The organism is Synechocystis sp. PCC 7339 (assembly GCF_019924095.1).
Taxonomy (GTDB): domain Bacteria; phylum Cyanobacteriota; class Cyanobacteriia; order Cyanobacteriales; family Microcystaceae; genus Synechocystis.
Genome location: NZ_CP063659.1, coordinates 891,290 through 905,612, shown reverse-complemented (window position 1 = coordinate 905,612; position 14,323 = coordinate 891,290). Strand labels below are relative to the sequence as shown.

Below are 14,323 nucleotides of genomic sequence, written 5' to 3'. Positions count from 1 at the left end.
GAACACCCCCCTGACCACCATTAGCCGTGAGGAGACCATTGGCCCTGTGTTTGTTTTAACCGGTTACGAATATTTTCTTGGCTTTCTCTTTATTTGTTCCCTGGTGCCAGTGTTGGCCCTAACTGCATCCAAACTCCTTCGACCCAGGAGTGGTGGCCCGGAGCGGCAAACCACCTACGAATCCGGCATGGAACCCATTGGGGGAGCCTGGATTCAATTCAACATCCGCTACTACATGTTCGCCCTGGTGTTTGTGGTCTTCGATGTGGAGACGGTGTTTCTTTATCCCTGGGCCGTTGCTTTTAATCAATTGGGCCTGTTAGCCTTTGTAGAAGCATTGATCTTCATTGCCATTTTGGTGGTTGCCCTGGTCTACGCTTGGCGCAAAGGGGCTCTGGAGTGGTCCTAAAAGTTTAGTAGTTGCCACCAATCCATCGTCCTTGCCTCGCCTGACCGCCCTATTGTCTTCTCCCATTTCCTATGAGTCCCAACCCTGCTAACCTCACTGACCTGGAACGGGTCGCCACGGCCAAGATTCTTAACCCTGCTAGCCGTAGTCAGGTCACCCAAGACCTCTCGGAAAATGTCATTTTGACCACGGTGGATGATCTCTATAATTGGGCCAAACTCTCTAGTCTCTGGCCTTTGTTGTATGGCACTGCCTGTTGCTTCATTGAATTTGCGGCCCTGATCGGTTCCCGCTTCGATTTTGATCGCTTTGGTTTGGTGCCCCGTTCTAGCCCCCGGCAAGCGGACTTGATCATTACTGCCGGGACCATCACCATGAAAATGGCCCCCGCCCTGGTGCGTCTCTATGAAGAGATGCCAGAACCAAAATACGTCATTGCCATGGGGGCCTGCACCATTACCGGCGGCATGTTTAGCAGTGATTCCACCACAGCGGTGCGGGGGGTAGATAAGCTAATTCCCGTAGATGTATATATTCCCGGCTGCCCTCCCCGCCCAGAGGCCATTTTTGATGCGATTATTAAACTGCGTAAAAAGGTGGCCAATGAATCTATCCAAGAACGGGCCATCACCCAGCAAACCCATCGTTACTACAGCACTTCCCACCAAATGAAGATGGTGGCACCGATTTTGGACGGCAAGTATTTACAACAGGGTACCCGTTCCGCTCCCCCCCGGGAGTTGCAGGAGGCCATGGGAATGCCTGTGCCCCCCGCTTTGACCACCTCTCAACAAAAGGAGCAATTAAACCGTGGCTGAGGAAGTGAACTCCCCCAATGAAGCTGTTAATCCCCAAGAGGAGACGGCGATCGCCCCAGTGGGGCCTGTATCCACCTGGTTGACCACCAATGGTTTTGAGCACCAGAGCTTAACGGCGGATCACCTGGGGGTGGAAATGGTGCAAGTGGAAGCGGATTTGCTTCTGCCCCTTTGTACGGCTTTGTATGCCTATGGGTTTAACTATTTGCAGTGCCAGGGAGCCTACGATGAAGGGCCGGGTAAATCCTTGGTGAGTTTTTACCATCTGGTGAAGTTGGCTGAAGATACCCGTAACCCGGAAGAGGTACGGCTGAAAGTATTTTTACCCAGGGAAAATCCCGTCGTGCCTTCTGTGTACTGGATTTGGAAGGCGGCGGACTGGCAAGAACGGGAATGCTACGACATGTTCGGCATTGTCTATGAAGGTCACCCCAATTTAAAACGGATTTTAATGCCGGAGGATTGGGTAGGCTGGCCCCTACGCAAGGATTATATTTCCCCCGACTTTTACGAACTCCAGGATGCTTATTAAGCAATCCCATTTAGCTCTCCCGACGGGAAGCCCAAGCTGTAATCTTTGATTCAGCGTGGGTGCGTCACGAAAGTAACAAAAAAATAATTTGTTGTTATCTTTACTCCCTCTAGCCATTGGCTACAAACCTAGGGGGATTTTTGCATTGATCTGAAACTACCTCGGCGATCGCCAGCCAATTTTTTGTGTTTGCCTCTGGTCAACTTGATGCTGTTATCGGTTCTGTGTATTTTGAAACCAGGAGATGCGGTGATTTCAACCATTGTTTGGCAGAATTGAAGGACGGAGCCGACTGGTTGAAGGTCATCAATATTAGGAAAAAATGTTTATGGGCAATAGTCCCCAGGATTCGGAGTTTACTGAACGTTTAAGGCAGGAAGTCCCCTTTTTTGAAGGATTTGGGCAGGAAATATTGCAACAAGCCATTGTCCATGTTTCCATTCGCAGTCACCCGGCAAACCAAGTTATTCTCCTCGAGCATGACTGGGGCGGCTCGGTATATTTCATCATGGATGGCTGGGTTAAAATCCGTACCCATAATGTGGATGGTAGGGAGGTAACCCTCAACATTGTCGGCCGGGGAGAGATTGTGGGGGAAATGGCGGCGATCGAAGAAGCGCCCCGTTCCACTGATGTCATTACCCTCACCCCGGCGGAAGTATGCAGTGTGCCGGCATTGGAGTTTTACAATTTTCTCAAAACAGAACCCATGGCGGGCATTCGTTTAGCTCAGATTATTGCCCGTCGTTTGCGGCAACTTAACCGTCGTTTGCGGCTGAGGGAGGCGGAAAGTTTAACCAGGGTGGCGGATACCCTTCTATTTTTGGCGGAAGGTCGAGGGAGGGATACGGACAAAGGGGTAATTATTCCCAATTTACCTCACCGAGAATTGAGTAGTATTAGTGGGTTAGCAAGGGAAACGGTGACCCGTTGCCTAACCAAGCTGGAAAAACGCGGCTTAATCCATCGAGAGCAGGATTTTATTAGTGTCGCCAATCTCAATGATTTGGAGGATCTAATTTCTTGAGCAGAGGAAATTTAGCTCCGGTGACATTACTGATCGTCGAAACAGATTATGTCACACTGGGTGGGTTGGGCTTGTTGCTGTAAAACCCCGTATTGAGTGGGCCCAAAGTTATACTGAAAAACTTTTTCCATGGCTTTTCCTGCTGATCGATCGCCAAATACTGAGATTAACAAGGTTGTGAATGACTCCGGAGAAGTGGCGGAAACCGTAGACAAAGATAACTGGGTTGATGCGGGGGACAGGGAGATGGAGGCGGTAACTACCCCCCAAGAATTACCCCTGAGCCGCCAACAGCCAGTGTTGAAATCGCCGGCAACCCTTGCCATGGTGGAAAGTGCTTTTCTGGCCAGCATGGTCAGCATTATTTGGCTGATTAATTATTATTTTCCCATTGGCCCCCTGTTACGGATTCTGTTTCCCCTCCCCCTGGCATTAGTTTATCTGCGTTGGCGATCGCCGGCGGCCATTAAGGGCATGATTGCGGCGGGATTATTGCTTTCGGTGTTGATGGGCCCCACCCGGAGTGTGGTCTTTGTCATTCCCTATGGGCTGATGAGTTTGCAGTTGGGATTCTGCTGGGTGAGGAATGCATCCTGGGGCTTTTCCATTTTTACCGGCGCACTCATTGGCACCTTCGGCTTCTTCTTCCGCTTTTGGCTATTTTCCTTTTTGCTGGGGGAAAATCTTTGGCAGTACGTCATGGGACAGATCACCAACCTAGTTGATTGGCTATTTTTGCAGTTCAATATTTTGGCCCAACCAGACGTGTTGTTGGTACAAATCTTAGCGGTGGCGATGGTTTTCCTCAACAGTCTGATTTATATGGTGGCAGTGCATTTAACCGCTCTCTTAATTTTGGATCGTCTGGGTAATCCCATTCCCCGCCCGCCCCAATGGTTAAAGGTGATTTTGGATTATGATTATTAGCCCACAATGATTTTAAACATCCACAAAACATTCACAAAAAGTGTCCGTGGGAACAGGTTAAGCCCCAGACAAGACAGTAAACTAAGACCATGGAAGTCCGCCTAACCTTTGCAGTGTAGTCTTTTGGAGAGTCGGTTTTTATGTCAGACCTGAACCGTGGCATCATGAAGTTCGATGGGGCCGATAAGCCCTTCCTCGTCGCTGTTTCGGCAATGTTGATTCTTGGGGGCATTGGCGCCCTAATTATCTGGGCCCTAAGGGTAGCCTATGCCGTGGGCTAAGGGCCATCCCGTCCACCACAGCAAAATTTAATGACCCAATCCCTTTCCGCCGAAAAACTTCACTTCACCACCAAGCTGGCCTACGGAGCAGGGGATTTTGGCCCAGCCATTACGGCCAACATTTTGGTGTTTTACCTGCTGTTTTTCCTCACGGATGTGGCGGGAGTGCCGGCGGCCCTGGCGGGTAGTGTGCTGATGATTGGCAAAATTTTTGATGCCATCAATGACCCAATTATTGGCTTGTTGAGTGACCGTACCCGCAGTCGTTGGGGGCGACGTTTACCTTGGATGTTGGCGGGGATGATTCCCTTTGCCCTATTGAATTCTGCCCAGTGGTTAATTCCAGATTTCAGCGACGATCGCCTGACTAATCAATGGGGTTTGTTTGCCTACTACGTGGCGATCGCCATGGCATTTAATCTGTGTTACACCACGGTTAATTTGCCTTACACTGCCCTAACACCGGAATTGACCCAAAACTATAACGAGCGCACCAGATTAAATAGTTTTCGGTTTTTCTTTTCCATTGGTGGCAGTATTCTCTCTCTAATTCTTTACATTCTCATCGCCGCTGGTTTACCTGATCGCCCCCAGGCGCAATTTGCCCAGTTGGGGGTGATGGTTTCCGTGCTTTCCCTCTCTGCTTTACTTTGGAGTGCTTTAAGACTGCAAGAAAAGGGCAAAGACCCCATTCTTTCCCCGGGCCTGCGTCGGCGTTTAGCGCCCCTATTAATGACTGCTGGCATGACTTTAATTGCCTTGGCGATCGCCAGAAGCCTTAACTTACTGGGGGGAAGCGGCTTTGACTATATCAGCTTTTTTCTGATTCTACTGGGACTAATCTGGGGGGGATTTGGTTTTACCCTGCGGGACAGCGCCGTAGAAGAACATCTACAAAAGATTGAAAATTCCCCTAACCCTGAAGCTACAGAAAGTTTACCCCTGCTGAAACAACTCAAAATTGCTTTCAGTAACCGGGCTTTTCTATTCGTCATTGGTATTTATCTCTGTTCCTGGTTGGCAGTACAACTCACCGCATCAATTCTGGTTTATTTTGTTGTCAGTTGGATGGGCTTAAGCGAGCAACAATCCGGCACGATCGCCCTGGCCGTCCAGGGTACAGCCCTGGTGATGCTATTTATCTGGCAGGCCCTGGCCCAGTTTTTAGATAAAAAAGTTATTTACTTCCTCGGCTCCATGGTGTGGATGGGAGCAGAAGTGGGTCTCTGGTTAGTGCAACCGGGACAGGTCGCTTTACTGTACACCCTAGCTATTTTTGCTGGGGTGGGGGTATCTGTTGCCTACCTCATTCCCTGGTCCATGATTCCAGATGTGGTGGATTTGGACGAATTAAACACTGGCAAACGGCGGGAGGGAGTTTTCTACGCTTTTATGGTGCTACTGCAGAAAGTTGGTTTAGCCCTTGGCCTATTTTTAGTGGGGCTAACTCTAGAAGCGTCCGGTTTCATTGCCCGTATTCCCGGGGAACCCATTCCCATCCAACCTGATAGTGCTCTCTGGGCCATTCGTTTTGCTGTCGCCCCCTTGCCAGCTTTCTTTCTACTGGGGGGACTGGTGTTAGCTATCTTTTATCCCATTACCAGGGCTGTCCACAGCGACATTCGTCAACAATTACAAGCTCGCCATCAAAAGACACTCTAACCCAGTCTCCATGGTCATTTGCCATATGGTCTTGAAGCATAAGCCACCAAAAAGTTTGTCGCAGGTGCCCATTTTTGGCCAAAATGGCCATATTTTGCTGGCCGTGATATTACACGACAGTGGGGCAATTCCTCCGGGAAAGTTGGTCAAGTTAATCAAAGAAAAACCTATGGTTATGGTACGAACAAGGTTTCGCTGACTCCCATTACCGTAAAGCCGGCCCAATTGACTGGTCTGGGATATTTTTGCCGGACTGTCACCATGGCGTCCCTAAGGGCGGTGGCACTGTTTTCTCCCTTGGCTAGGTTTTGGTAAAAATTGGTCATCAACAGAGCTGTGGGTTCGTCGGGCACGGACCAGAGGGAAACCAGTACACTTTTAGCTCCTGCCGTTAACCAAGCCCGGGATAGCCCTAACACCCCATCCCCGGTAATTTTTCCCCGTCCCGTGTCACAGGCGCTCAACACTACTAATTTTGCCTGTATGTCGAGTTGCACAATGTCATTGGCGGTCCATAAGCCGTTATTTTCTCCCTCCGGTGTTAAGGCGATCGCCCCTGGCAGACCTCCCTGGCGAAAATTGTCCAGCAATCCATGGGTGGCAAGGTGGATGACCCTAGCTTCGGGCACCTGGGGCATAATCGCAGTTAGGGTAGCTTCTTTACCCAGCCAGGGTTTAGTTTGCAATAGTTGCCCGATCGCCACTGCTTCCGCTTCTGCGTGGGGGAGGTTGCCCAGGCCATAGGGGGATTGTTGCAGACTATCCGCCAGGATGGGGTTACCGACAATGAGGTCAGAGTTGCGCCCTTTACTGTTCGGAGAATCACCTTGACCAGGAACTTTTGTTTCCAACTGTTGGGTGAGGGCCAAAACCTGCAATGAAGGCATAGTGCGGGGAATATGACGGTCTATTAAAGCTTCGCCTCTGTCATTGGTTAAGGCGGGAAAGGGCACGGAAAAGAGAGGGCCTTGGGGAATAAAAATGACCGCTTGGTTGGGATCTTGGGGAAGAAGCTCCGCAATGGGTTCGATCAAAATTTGCTCCAATTGCCAGAGGGGATTATGGGGGGTTGGATTAGCTAATAGTGCTTGGGGTCGTTGACCGGCGATCGCCCTTTGGGCCAAGGTGACAGTTTGGCCGATATTTACTTGGGGCAATGGCTCTAGACCCCCTAGATCTGTCTGGCGAAATTGAATTTTGCCGTCTGGTTGGATGACCCAAATATAAAGTTGATTAACTTCATCAATCAGGGAATACTGTACCACCGTGGTCTGTTCCCGCTGAACCGTGGCCCGTATGGTTTCTAAGTCAGGGGATTCTAGGTTAATCCGCCGATCCTGGGGGTCTAGTTGCTGGGCTAATAATTCCGCAAAGGCCCGAGCCCGGCCTCGTTCCGCAATTTCCAGGGCCCGTTCGACTCGGTTTTGCTTAATCAGTACTAATTGCAATAGGCGATAGACAGAGGCTTGGGTATCAAAAAAGGAAACTTTGAGTTGATCTTCCTTCAACTTGTCCCGGATCGATTCCGATAGGGCCAAACTTGTCCTCAATGGTGCTTCTGCCTCGGCATATTTCTTCTGCAATATTAACGTCAGACCAATTTCCCCCAAAGCTTGGGCTTGGCCATGGATTTCTTCAATCTCCTCCGAAATGGCTAAACGTCGTTGGAAGTTGGCGATCGCCTGGTCATAGCGTTTTTGTTGGAGGTAAACATGGCCAATGTTACTGAGGGCGGCCCCTTCGTTATAACGATTACCCATGGCCCGATAAACTTCTAGGCTTTGGTGAAAATAGTCCAGGGCTTGGGAAGGTTGATTTTGGGTAAGGTAAATCTGCCCCAACCCCGATAGAGCATTGGCAAAGGTATTGCCCCGGGATTGTAACTTTTGGGCTAAATCTAAGGATTTTTCGTAATAGGCGATCGCCTCTTGCGGTTGTTCCAAGGTGTAATAATCGGTGCCCAAAGCGTTGTAGAGGGTTGCCATTACTTCCCAATCTTCCAGTTCCTCGGCAATGGTCAAACTATCCCGGTGAAATTGTTGAGCTTGGGCATAGTCCCCCACGTAATAATAGGCATCCCCCAGCCCAGCCAGGGATAACTGCTCCGTTTTCCGTTGTTCAGTGGCCCGGGCTAATTCCAGACTTTTTTGATAGTAATGAATGGCTTGGCCATAATCATTGAGCCAGTAGGCCGCAAAACCCAAAAGTTGCAGACTTTCGGCGGCCCCTTCCGTTTCCCCTAACTGCTGGCGCAGACCATATTCCCTTTGCCAAATTTCCAATGCTGGCCGGTAATTTTCTTGGCGAATATGGATTAAACCCACACTGGCAAGGGCTAACCGTTGTAGTGAGGGATCTTGAAGAATTTCTGCCACTGCCAAAGCCAGTTGGTAATGGTGCAGAGCTTGGGCATAATTTCCCAGACCATTGTGTACTTCCCCTAAACGGTGATGGCTAAACCACTGCCGCAGGTAGTCCCCGCTCGCTTCGGCCAGGGTTAAACTTTTTTCCGCCGCAGAGATAATCAAGTCCTGGCGTCCAGCGTAGGCAGGAGCATAGAAATAGGCATCCGCAAGGTAGCCCCATAGCGTTCCCTGTCTTTGTACATCGGCAAATTCTTCGGCGATCAGTAAGCTTTTTTGGTAATTGCTGATCGCTTGGTCATATTCCCCCAACCAATAGTAAGCAAAGCCTAATTCATAGAGACAGTCTCCCATGCCCCGGCGATCGCCATTTTGTTCAAATATTGCCAGGGCCTTCTGCCACAATTCGATGGCGGCGGGAAGTTGTTCTTGGTTGAATTGTTCTACACCAGCTTTGTATAGAGTGCGGGCATCGCTGTTGGGCATGGTTTGACTGGCCGTGGGGCCCATCCATAGGCCGCTCCACAGCAGACCAATGGCGATCAACCTTTGCCAGAACCTAGAGGTTTTGCTTCCCATAGCCCCAGTGTAATTGCCCCAGAGGAGACTGTTATTCCGACGGTGGGGACGATGGTGCCTGGAGGGTGGTTTTGCTGACCATGCGGGTCTTTTTCCGATCGCCTTCGGACAAATCTTCCCCGGATTGTAGCCTAGTGGCATTGGTTTGCAGGACGGTGGCCCCGTTTTTATCCCCCATTTGCAGAGCAGTTTTGGCGGCGGTTTGGAGCATGGTGGCGGCCCCTTGGCGATCGCCGGCTTTGAGCTTAGTTTCAGCGATTTGGGTCTGACGATATTTAGCCAAGGTGAGAATCGATTCCTGTACCTGGGCGTCGGTGCTTGGTTGATACTGGCTTTGCACCTGAATGGTCAAGGGCAATGGGTCGGAAAGCAAATTAGTTTGGCCGGAAGCGGGGTCATCGTAACGAATTTTCACCTGCCCGATAACGTGTGGCCCTGGTGGTAATTGGTCTAGGTAAAGGTTAATCAGTAAAATTCTTTCCTGGTCGGTCATCAAATCCCCTAAACGAACCTCACAGTTTTGTCCTTGGCTTTGCACGGCTAAATCCATCGTTTCCGGTGACACTTGGGCCACGGGTTTAACATTGGCCAGATGGGCTTGGGGGGTTAATTCCAGCAAGAGGTGGGCATTGGTTAGTCCCACACTGCTCATGCGTTGAAACAGTTGCCGAAAAGTATGTAGCGCTTCGTTGGGATTTTCGATATAGCTCAAACTGCCCTGGGCCGAGGAGGCGATCGCCTCCAACACGTCCTGATTCCAGTGATCCCCAAAACCAAGGGTGTGCACAGTGAGGTGATAGTCCGACGCAACAGTGCCCAGTTTCAAACAACGGTCATTGTCCCCGTGTTCATTTTCCCCATCGGTGAGCAAAAAAATGTGGGAAACCCGGTCTTCCTTACCTTTAGCCGCTTCCTGAATGCCTAGTTTCAGCCCTTCATCAATGGCAGTGCCCCCTTCCGCTTTCAACCTTTCAATGCCCTTGGCGATCGCCGCTCCGTTGCGTACCTGCTGATTTTCAATGACAATTTTGGCCCGGTGGTCGAAGGCAATGACCGCAAGACGATCCTCTTCCCCCAGGCGATCGATTAATCCCAGGGCCGCACTTTTTACCGTTTCCAGGGGCTGACCATCCATGGAACCACTGTGGTCTAAGACTAAACAGAGATTTAACGGTAAACGGCGATCGGCCTCGTCCGCTTTGGCCGCCACTGCTACCCGCAACTGCCGCTGACTGGTGGGAGCCCCAGCATCTAAATTTTGGTCACTTAACAGCAAGGAAAGATCGATACGCATGGGGAGCAACTCAAACTTTTTCCTTTAGCTTACTGCAAGATTTTTGCCCCTGGGATGTTCTCCTGATCGGTAAACTGTCAAGCTAATCATCCATTTGCCAGGGTTCCCGCAGGTTATTGGCATCAAAAATTTTCTTCGGCCGTAGCACCAACACCACTTTGGCTAAAATTTCCCTTTCCGGCTCCGTTTCACACCATTGAATTGCCAGCGTTTCCCCCTGGCTGAACAGAAAATAACTGCCATCATTCCAGCTTGTTTGGCTGCGATCCACCACCACTAAAACCTGTTCGTCCTTACGGGCCAAGGATTCTGACACCTCCCCCGCTTGGCAGAAAATCGCCACCGGATCCACCGCTGTTAAAATTGCTTGCCACTGGGGCACCGGCACCACCGCCCCATTGCCTTGGTAATTAACTAAACCAAAGGGTTCCACTTGCTCTAGGGATTGTACTGCCTGCACCGCCTGGGGCTGGAGGGGAAAAGTGCCAGCCACTGGAATGAGTCGGGCTGCTTCCTGGTCTTCTTCTAGGCGAAACACGGGCACCAGGGGCGCTTTACGGCTGGGCTGGGCGGTTAAATCGGTCAGTAATTTTTCGATCGCCTGCCGGGCGCTGGGGGAATGGGCAAATTTCAATCCTTTAACAATTAAACGGGTTCTTTCTGGTAAGTTCTTTTTTTGCCGGGCCAATTTCCAACACTGATAGGCCAATGCGTCCCCGGGATGGTCAGTAAAACCTTCCGGCAGTTGGGACAGGTAACCAAATTCCTGAAATGCTTTGGCCAATTCCTTTGCTTCATCGGCGGCCAAGTTTTTCTGTTGGGCCTCCACTGCGGCGATCGCCCGTTGTTGATGGTTAAGGATGCGGAGCTCGTAGAGCACATCGCTTTTGGGGCCACGAAAATAGGCCAAGACTGGTTCATCGATGCCCTGCTTAACCAGACTTTCATAGACTTGGCTGGCCACAATGACCAAATTTTGCTGCACTTTTTGGAAGCCGGACTGCTCAAAAATTTCTTCAGCACCGTAACCAGACTTCTGCAATTGCTGACATTTTTTGCCCCAATCCACCCAGGTGCCCTCTTTATGCAATAGGGAACGGATCAGTTCAGCGGCTTCGGCAGAGCTCAAAGTCGGATTGGATTCAGGGGAATGGGTCATCGTTGGCTAAAAATCTGGGCAATCGAATTAGTCTACTCTCAAATTCTATTATCTAATGCACATATTCCGGCTGAGAACAGTGCCAAGTCTGAGGAAACATAAGTTTAGGAGAATCGGTCACTTACGACAGCGTAAATTTTCTGCTTTATTTTATCCTTCATTGCATCAGATAATTGATATTCAGAAATGTATTTGCTGATTTCATGGGCACTAGAATTTATGCTATGTTCATGTTTATCTATTGATTGTTTAAGATTAAGTAGCTTTTGTAAATCTTGAGTCTCAAAAAACTGATTAATTTCAATAAAGTCTTCCAAACTTAGCTGTTGACTAGCTAATTCGATAAAACGATTTTCGATTTCTTTATAATTTTTTATAAACTTCAAACTTTCGTTTTGTATTATAGATTGCTTTAAATATTTATAGATTTCAAGATATATTTCTTGATTAATGTTGGAGCCAATTAAGTCAATAATCTCACATATCCACTCTGTAACTATGATGTTAATTGCTTTATGCCCAGTGTTAGTATCTTCAACAAAAGGAATTAGATATTTATAAATTAATTCTTTTACATCTGATATTTGTTTTATACTAGGAAGTGAACTATATCTATCAGACAATAATTGTATCTTCTCATAGCTTTGACCCAGTTCTTTCCTAAGCTGAGAACAATAGGCAAAATATTGAGAACGATCCGATGGATTTATATCAACTTCATAATTTACCGCCATACGCCAAAATCCATTGGTGGCAAGCTCAACTACATTTTTATGAATTTCTTGTCGCTCCTGATTTTGGATTCTTGTGAAATATTTTGTTTTCTTCTTATCTAACTGAATTTTATTTTGGACTTTTGATTTGATTGTATCAACTTTAATTGATTCTAAAATTTCTTCTACCCTTTCAGATATTGAAATGTATTTTTGAGCGAATTCAATAATTTTTTCTTTATCGTCATCCAGGGTTAGGATGTTATCATAGTCAATCAATAAATTTTCATATTTCTCATAACAATCAAGAGCTTTTTTAATCGATTCTGACAATTCAATCAATGATGAATCGAGAGACTGTAAAATTTTAGATTCAAAATTTCTTATTTTTGCACAAGAATTAATGGCTAAATCAATTTTATCTTGCAACAATTCATATTTAGCTTGATTGATCAGCCCTTTTAATAGCTCTTCCTTGATCAGAACTTCTTGCCCATTTATTTTTTGTTTTATGTCAATATCATCCAGAGAATGCAAAGAATAATAATCTAAAGCCTTTTTGTTTTCTAAATTTGCTCTCGCATAATCACCCTTTGCAATCAATTCTTTTACGTTTTGAATATAACCATAGATGATTTCAATAGCTGTCATATCCTCATAAGCGGAAATTAGGTTTTCACGCAACTGACTCCAGTTTACTTCTTTGGCATTATCTAGATTCAAAATTGTCTGAGAATGCATTACCTTCAAGTCGGTCTCGCAAATAATTAAAATATTGGTAGACCTAGTTAAAGCAACCCTAATTTCGTCTATTAAGTTTCTATTTTCTAAAGAGGCTACAATGTGTGAATCAGAGCACATTTTTTCAATGATTTCTCCCATTCCAAAAATTATAATAATTTCTCTTTCTAAACCCTTGATTGAATCAACAGAATATCTAACTCTCTCTAAAATTCGAATCGCATTTTCAGATAATTGAGTTCCTAAAAATAGACTAGGCTTCTCTTGCTTGGTATAATCATTGAGATCAATGATTGCAAGGTTATGATAGTTTGGTTGATCAAGCTCCTCTAATATACTATTTAAATCATCATTTTTATTAAGTATCCACTTGAAAAAAAGACCATCTTGATAATCATCGGATAAATGTTCTTGGCTACCTAAGCCTTGCGGCCTTAAATCAGAAGGTAAGTAGGCTGTATAAAGATTTTTGGTGCTTGTAATTAAATCGAAAAGCTTTGCCGGACTTCTTTTTTGTTCATTGAGAAATTTTTGATCCGGTCGAACTAGAAAAAGCTGATAGAATAAATCTTGAGTTATTCCCCAATCAAAACCACTAGGGTATAAAGTTTGGGATTCGTCCCCTGCTAACACAAACTTAAATTTTTGCTTTTCAATTATATTGTGCTGTCCTATTTTTGCTAGAAGGAAAATTTGTAGTAGAGTAAAATCCTGAACCTCATCTACAACAATTGCCGTTAGATTTCTAATTTCATCGGGTAGATATTCATGTATTTTTTCTATGGCTTTTCTTGCTTCATATTGTTCTACGAATATTTCTTCAATTTCTTCCTCATGCATATACCTAGATAATAGTTGGAATGCTTGGCGTATACAATTTAAATCATTAAAACCAGCTTGATTTCAAATTCTTTGATAATCTAATTCACCTAAAATATTTCCACTATTGGTTATTAAACCAATGCCTTTCCTTTCCCATTCTAGAGGCAAAGCCATACCCAGTAGATACCCACGGACTTCATTCCAAAGTGCTCGATCATATCCTTTCCATTTTTTAATATGCTGTCTTAATTGTGGTCTTTTATGACTTAAAAGAGATAAAAACGCATTTTTGTTATCTTGGCAGCCGTTATTAGTATGATTTGCATTTTTTCCAAGAATAAGACTTTGTATTTCCCCCAATGTTGCAACTTTTACCTGTTGTTCAATATTATGGGCACGAAAAAATCTTAGAGCATCTTCTTTCAATCCTTCTGTATAAGTTACATATAAAACTTGATTGCCATTCTCTACAATTTGACGAGTAACATAGTGAATAGCCAAGGTTTTTCCACTGCCAGGTATACCTTTGACGATCTTTATGGAAATATTATTATCAAATTTAATAGAATCTAAATCCTTCTGCTCCTCAGTTCTTGGATCAATTTCACTGATACGAGTTTCATCAAAAACATAATCTTCAATTGTTCCAAAATTTAGGGGAAGTTTAGTTTCATCATGCCCACGAATATCTCTAACAAAAATCGCCTTCTCTTCAATGTCATTGGAAAAATCTTGCATTCCCTTGACTCCAGCAGGAATCCACCATAAGTAGTAGTGACACCCTTTAATAGGAGTTCTTCTCCAAGGAAGATCGTGTCGAGTTCCCTTAACCCGTGGAGTGCGACCTTCAATGGCTAACTGCAATAAAACCCACTCAATATATTCGTTTCTATGGACAATGTCCGCTGATTGTCGACGGGCTTTGAATTCATCATGAATGTAAAGAGTATAGGTCATGGCTTTCAGGACTAAAATACCTTCATATGAGCAATTCTA

Annotated in this window: 12 protein-coding genes; 7 read left to right on the top strand and 5 right to left on the bottom strand. The window is 46.3% G+C overall.

All coding sequences use genetic code 11. The features are described 5' to 3' along the window. Positions 1–46: 46 nt before the first annotated feature. The 7 genes from ndhC to IQE94_RS04190 all read left to right on the top strand — a co-directional run bounded on the left by ndhC (position 47) and on the right by IQE94_RS04190 (position 5,656). Positions 47–409 (top strand): photosynthetic/respiratory NAD(P)H-quinone oxidoreductase subunit C, encoded by a 363-nt coding sequence (gene ndhC, locus IQE94_RS04220; RefSeq protein WP_190596439.1) that lies wholly within the window; start codon positions 47–49, stop codon positions 407–409. A gap of 71 nt (positions 410–480) precedes the next feature. After that, positions 481–1,227 (top strand): photosynthetic/respiratory NAD(P)H-quinone oxidoreductase subunit K, encoded by a 747-nt coding sequence (gene ndhK, locus IQE94_RS04215; protein WP_223342769.1) that lies wholly within the window; start codon positions 481–483, stop codon positions 1,225–1,227. Then, positions 1,220–1,759, top strand: a complete 540-nt coding sequence (locus tag IQE94_RS04210) for an NAD(P)H-quinone oxidoreductase subunit J (RefSeq protein ID WP_194013691.1) — start codon at positions 1,220–1,222, stop codon at positions 1,757–1,759. The genes ndhK and IQE94_RS04210 overlap by 8 nt, the downstream gene beginning before the upstream one ends. Positions 1,760–2,087: 328 nt before the next feature. Beyond that, positions 2,088–2,786, top strand: a complete 699-nt coding sequence (locus IQE94_RS04205) for a Crp/Fnr family transcriptional regulator (protein WP_212716349.1) — start codon at positions 2,088–2,090, stop codon at positions 2,784–2,786. Between the two features lie 129 nt (positions 2,787–2,915). Next, on the top strand, positions 2,916–3,713 hold the full coding sequence (locus IQE94_RS04200) for a DUF2232 domain-containing protein (protein WP_212716347.1): 798 nt from the start codon (positions 2,916–2,918) through the stop codon (positions 3,711–3,713). Positions 3,714–3,853: 140 nt separating this feature from the next. Then, positions 3,854–3,994 carry a hypothetical protein gene (locus IQE94_RS04195; RefSeq protein ID WP_020862346.1) on the top strand — a complete coding sequence of 47 codons (141 nt, stop codon included), beginning with the start codon at positions 3,854–3,856 and terminating at the stop codon, positions 3,992–3,994. A gap of 30 nt (positions 3,995–4,024) precedes the next feature. Then, positions 4,025–5,656, top strand: coding sequence for an MFS transporter (locus tag IQE94_RS04190; RefSeq protein WP_223342768.1), 1,632 nt, complete (start codon positions 4,025–4,027; stop codon positions 5,654–5,656). A 173-nt stretch (positions 5,657–5,829) separates the two neighbouring features. On the opposite strand, the gene IQE94_RS04185 is transcribed toward IQE94_RS04190, so the two are convergent. From IQE94_RS04185 to IQE94_RS04165, 5 genes are all read right to left on the bottom strand, one after another. Next, the gene (locus tag IQE94_RS04185) at positions 5,830–8,598 is read right to left on the bottom strand and encodes a CHAT domain-containing protein (RefSeq protein WP_223342767.1); all 2,769 of its coding nucleotides are present in this window, start codon (positions 8,596–8,598) and stop codon (positions 5,830–5,832) included. Positions 8,599–8,629: 31 nt separating this feature from the next. Further along, a complete protein-coding gene (locus IQE94_RS04180; RefSeq protein WP_212716341.1) occupies positions 8,630–9,892 on the bottom strand; it encodes a VWA domain-containing protein in 1,263 nt (420 codons plus the stop codon). An 82-nt stretch (positions 9,893–9,974) separates the two neighbouring features. Continuing rightward, positions 9,975–11,051, bottom strand: a complete 1,077-nt coding sequence (locus tag IQE94_RS04175) for a RuBisCO accumulation factor 1 (protein WP_223342766.1) — start codon at positions 11,049–11,051, stop codon at positions 9,975–9,977. Between the two features lie 104 nt (positions 11,052–11,155). Then, a complete protein-coding gene (locus IQE94_RS04170; RefSeq protein WP_223342765.1) occupies positions 11,156–13,345 on the bottom strand; it encodes a hypothetical protein in 2,190 nt (729 codons plus the stop codon). 63 nt (positions 13,346–13,408) lie between these two features. After that, positions 13,409–14,284, bottom strand: a complete 876-nt coding sequence (locus IQE94_RS04165; protein ID WP_223342764.1) for a hypothetical protein — start codon at positions 14,282–14,284, stop codon at positions 13,409–13,411. Positions 14,285–14,323 lie beyond the last annotated feature (39 nt).